At 68.6% G+C, this 4,410-nt stretch carries 4 protein-coding genes; 3 read left to right on the top strand and 1 reads right to left on the bottom strand.

All coding sequences use genetic code 11. The features are described 5' to 3' along the window. Positions 1-109: 109 nt before the first annotated feature. Positions 110-1,195 (bottom strand): LacI family DNA-binding transcriptional regulator, encoded by a 1,086-nt coding sequence (locus tag AAHM41_RS39190; protein ID WP_342242060.1) that lies wholly within the window; start codon positions 1,193-1,195, stop codon positions 110-112. 203 nt (positions 1,196-1,398) lie between these two features. Here AAHM41_RS39190 and AAHM41_RS39195 point away from each other — a divergent pair, with 203 nt between their 5' ends. The 3 genes from AAHM41_RS39195 to AAHM41_RS39205 all read left to right on the top strand — a co-directional run. Next, complete coding sequence (locus AAHM41_RS39195; RefSeq protein ID WP_342242061.1) at positions 1,399-2,205, top strand: ABC transporter substrate-binding protein; 807 nt, start codon at positions 1,399-1,401, stop codon at positions 2,203-2,205. Between the two features lie 68 nt (positions 2,206-2,273). Then, complete coding sequence (locus tag AAHM41_RS39200) at positions 2,274-3,785, top strand: amino acid ABC transporter permease/ATP-binding protein (protein WP_342242062.1); 1,512 nt, start codon at positions 2,274-2,276, stop codon at positions 3,783-3,785. A gap of 19 nt (positions 3,786-3,804) precedes the next feature. Next, on the top strand, positions 3,805-4,410 hold a 606-nt coding region (locus AAHM41_RS39205; RefSeq protein WP_342242063.1), incomplete at its 3' end, for an NAD(P)/FAD-dependent oxidoreductase.

The raw sequence follows: 4,410 nt of genomic DNA on the forward strand, positions 1-4,410 counted from the left end.
CCGCTCCAGCTCCTGGTCCATGGCCTGGTTCTCCGATGTCCCGCCCGTTCTTCGATCCCACTGATCTGAAGCGGCGCGGCGACAATTCCAGGTCGCGCTGCCGAGAAAGCTATGCAACCGGGAAACGGCCGGCCGGATCCCGCAGCGCGACCGAGGCGCGCGCCACCAGCCGGGTCGGAATCACCATGTGGCGCGCCGGGCCGGCATAGCCCTTCAGCCGCGACACCAGCAGCTCGGCCACCGCCGTGCCGAGCTGATGGACCGGCTGGTCGATCACGGTGACCGGCGGGCTGGTGACGCTGGTCCAGTCTGCATCATGGAAGGTGATCAGCGACAGGTCGTCGGGGATCGCGAGGCCGAGCTCGCGCGCCACCTTGAAGATCTCGAGCGCGATCACGCTGTCGGACGCCAGCACCGCGGTCGGCGGCTCGGGCGACCGCAACAGGTCCATCGCCAGCTCTCGCGTCTCCTCGCGGCCGATTGCCCCGAGCCGGACGGCCGGCGACGGGATCCGTGCCTGGTCGCAGGCGTTGAGAAAGCCTTCGACGCGATGCCGGACGGACATGGTGTAGATGTCGGCTAGGTCGCGATAGGCGTGCTCCGGCGTGTCGCAGGCGGTGACATAGGCGAGGCGGCGATGGCCGTGCTCGATCAACAGGCGGGTCGCCGCCTCGGCCGCCTCGCGGTCGTCGACCGTGACCGTGTCGACCGCCAGTTCCGGAATGGCGCGGTCGAGCAGGGCCAGCGGCCGGCCGGACCGCTGGACATCCCGCAGATGGTCGATCTCGCGAGAGCGTGACGGCGTGACGATCAGCCCGTCGACCCGCTTGGCGATCAGCGTGCGGATGGCGTCCTTCTCGGCCGCGATGTCCTCGCCGGAATTGGCCAGGATCACGGTATAGCCGGCGGCGCGCGCCACATCGCTGATGCCGCGCACGGCGGCGCTGAAGAACGGGTTCTCGATGTCCCCGACCACCACGCCGATCGCGCCCGACCGGCCCGTGGTCATGCTGCGCGCCAGCTCGTTCGGCCGGTAGTCGAGGGCCTTTGCCACCGCCAGCACCTTCTCGCGCACCGCGTCGCTGACGATGCCGTAGCCGCCGAGAACGCGGGCCGCCGTGGCCTTCGACACGCCTGCCGTCCGGGCGACGTCGGCGACGGTGACGGACGGCTTCGCGAGCGGGGGCTGTTCCATCGGGCTGCTCTACAGGAGAGATTGACGGACGGTCAATGTGGCTCTAACAATTTCAGAAAGAGACCGGTCTCATATATAGAGAGACCGGTCTCTTTAGAAAAGAGATCGGTCTCAATGACCGAAATTGAGAGTCCGGCCCGGTCCGGACATGGGCAGGCTGACGGAACCACGCAACGGAGGGAGATATGAGGATATTTGCGGCGATGCTGACGACGGGGGCCCGGGCGCTGGTCATCGCTCTGGCCTTGGGCGGCTCGGCCGCCGGGCCGGCCATGGCCGAGACCAATGCCTATGGCCTGATCGACCCGACGGTGATCACGGTCGGCACTATGGGCGACGCCAAACCCTACACCTTCACGACGGCGGACGGCCAGTTCACCGGCTTCGACATCGAACTCTTCCTCAACGTGGCCGAGCGGATCGGCTTCGAGAAGGACCAGGTCGTCTTCACCGGCCAGGAATTCTCCGCCCTGATGCCGTCGGTCGCGAATGGCCGCTTCGACGTGGCGGTGGCGGCGATCGGCACCACCGAGGCACGCAAGAAGACGGTCGATTTCTCCGACGGCTATCTCGCCGGCTACCTGTCGGTCCTCACCTCCGACCCGAAGGTCTCCGATGCCGGCCAGCTCGCCGGCAAGCGGCTCGGCGTGGTGCAGGGCACGCTGCAGGAGATCTATGCGGCCAAGACCTTCACCGCGACCGACCTGGTGAAGTTTCCCGACAACAACTCCGCCGTCGCCGCCCTCAACAACGGCACGATCGACGCGCATTTCCTCGATTACGAGGCGGCCAAGGACTATGCCGGCCGCTATCCCGCGCTGAAGGTCGCGATCAACATCCCCAGCTTCGACGCCCCGGCCGGCTTCGTCATCCGCAAGGGCAACGACGCGCTGCGCACCGCGCTGAACCAGGGGCTGCACGCGGCGATGCAGGACGGCACCTGGAAGACGCTGTACCAGAAGTGGTTCCCGGGCTCGCCGATGCCGGACCAGTACCTGCCCAAGAACTAGGCCGCGTCCTGCCTGGCCGTAACGGCCGGGCAGGTCCTCCCTGACGCCGACGACCGGGATCAGACAGCTTGGACTGGATCGAAACCCTGCGCCGCAGCTTCCTCGACTGGGACGCGATGGGCGAAGTGCTGCCCATGATGATCGCGGTCGGGTTGAAGAACACGCTGATCCTGGCCTTCGCCTCGACCGTGCTCGGCGTCGCCATCGGGATGGCGCTGGCGCTCTGCGGCATCTCGCGCTCGCCCTGGCTGCGGATCCCGGCGCGGATCTACACCGATGTCTTCCGCGGGCTTCCGGCCATCGTCACCATCCTCTTGATCGGGCAGGGCCTGGCCCGGGCGGGGCGGGAGCTGTTCGGGCCGTCGCCCTATCCGCTCGGCATCCTCGCCCTCGGGCTGATCGCCGGTGCCTATATCGGCGAGATCTTCCGCTCCGGCATCCAGAGCGTCGATCGCGGCCAGATGGACGCCTGCCGGGCCCTGAGCATGAGCTACGGCCAGGCGATGCGGCTGATCATCGTGCCGCAGGGCATCCGGCGGGTGCTGCCTGCCCTGGTGAACCAGTTCATCGGCAATGTGAAGGATTCCAGCCTGGTCTACTTCCTGGGCCTGCTGGCGTCGGAGCGCGAGATCTTCCGCATCGGCCAGGACCAGGCGGTGGTCACCGGCAACCTGTCGCCGCTGCTGCTCGCCGGCGTGTTCTACCTGCTGGTCACCGTGCCCCTGACCCATCTGGTCAACTGGATCGACACCCGGCTGCGGGTCGGCCGCAGCCTGTCCGGGGCAGGGACCAGCGGCCTGGTCGAGGTCGGCGAGCTCAAGGGCGCCGCGGGCGGCGATATGGACACCCGCTTCAACGGCGGCAGCCTGACCGTGCGCGGCCTCGGCATGGCCTATGGCGAGCATGAGGTGCTGAAGGATGTCGACCTCACGGTGAGGGCCGGATCGGTCACCTGCGTCATCGGCCCGTCCGGCTCCGGCAAGTCGACCCTGCTGCGCTGCCTGAACCGGCTGGTGGAGGTCAAGAGCGGGGACATCCTGCTCGACGGCGACAGCATCCTTGGCATGAAGCCGGACCGGCTGCGCCGCCGCATCGGCATGGTGTTCCAGCAGTTCAACCTGTTTCCGGACCACACCGCTCTGGAGAACGTCGCGCTGTCGCTGACCCGGATCAAGCGCATGAAGCGGGACGCGGCGGACCGCATCGCCAAGGCGCGCCTGGCCGAGGTCGGGCTGGCCGGCCGCCAGCATCACCGCCCGTCGCGGCTGTCGGGCGGCCAGCAGCAGCGGGTCGCGATCGCCCGGGCGCTGGCGATGGAGCCCGAGGTCATCCTGTTCGACGAGGTTACCAGCGCGCTCGACCCGGAGCTGGTGAAGGGCGTCCTCACCTTGATGGCCGATCTCGGCCGGCGCGGCATGACCATGGTGGTCGTCACCCATGAGATGGGCTTTGCCCGGCGGGTTGCCGACCAGGTGGTCTTCATGGATGAAGGCCGGGTGGTCGAGGCCGGGCCGCCCGAGGCGATCTTCGACCGGCCGCAGAGCGAGCGGCTCAAGCGCTTCCTGGCGGAAGTCCTCTAATCCAGGCGAAAGACCCGTGATGAAGAACAGAGTCTCGAACGTCGTCGTCATCGGCGCCGGCATCTTCGGCGTCTCCACGGCCGTGCACCTGGCCCGGCGCGGCGTGGCGACCGTGCTGGTGAATGACGGCCCGGTCGCGAATGGCGCCTCCGGCCGCTCGCTGTCATGGCTCAACTCGTCGCGCTGGCGCTCCGACGCCTATCACCGGCTGCGCATGGCCGGCCTCGACCGCTATCGGACCCTGGCGCACCGGCACCCGGACGCGGACTGGCTGAGATTCGACGGCGGGCTGACCTGGGACGCCGATGACGACGGCAACCTGATCGAGGCGGCGTATCGCCACGAGGTGTCGCTGGCCTATGACGCGCAGCATCTCGAGGCCGGGCAGGTGCCGGCGGTGACACCCGGCGTTGATGTCGCCGCGATCACGCCGCAGGGCGCGATCTTCAACCCCGGTGAGGGATGGGTCGATCTGCCGAGCCTGATCCGCCTGCTGGTGGAGGAGTTTCAGGAGCGCGGCGGCAAGCTTATCACCGGGGCCGGGATGGCCCGCGTGCTCGTCGAGGACGGCCGCGGCCGGGGGGGGGGGGGGGGGGCGGGGGGGGGGGGGGGGGGGGGGGCCCGG

The organism is Inquilinus sp. OTU3971 (genome assembly GCF_038440215.1).

Bases quoted from the DNA above. Each gene is read 5' to 3' on its own strand.
- AAHM41_RS39190 (WP_342242060.1), bottom strand. From the start codon at position 1,195: ATGGAACAGCCCCCGCTCGCGAAGCCGTCCGTCACCGTCGCCGACGTC.
- AAHM41_RS39195 (WP_342242061.1), top strand. From the start codon at position 1,399: ATGCTGACGACGGGGGCCCGGGCGCTGGTCATCGCTCTGGCCTTGGGC.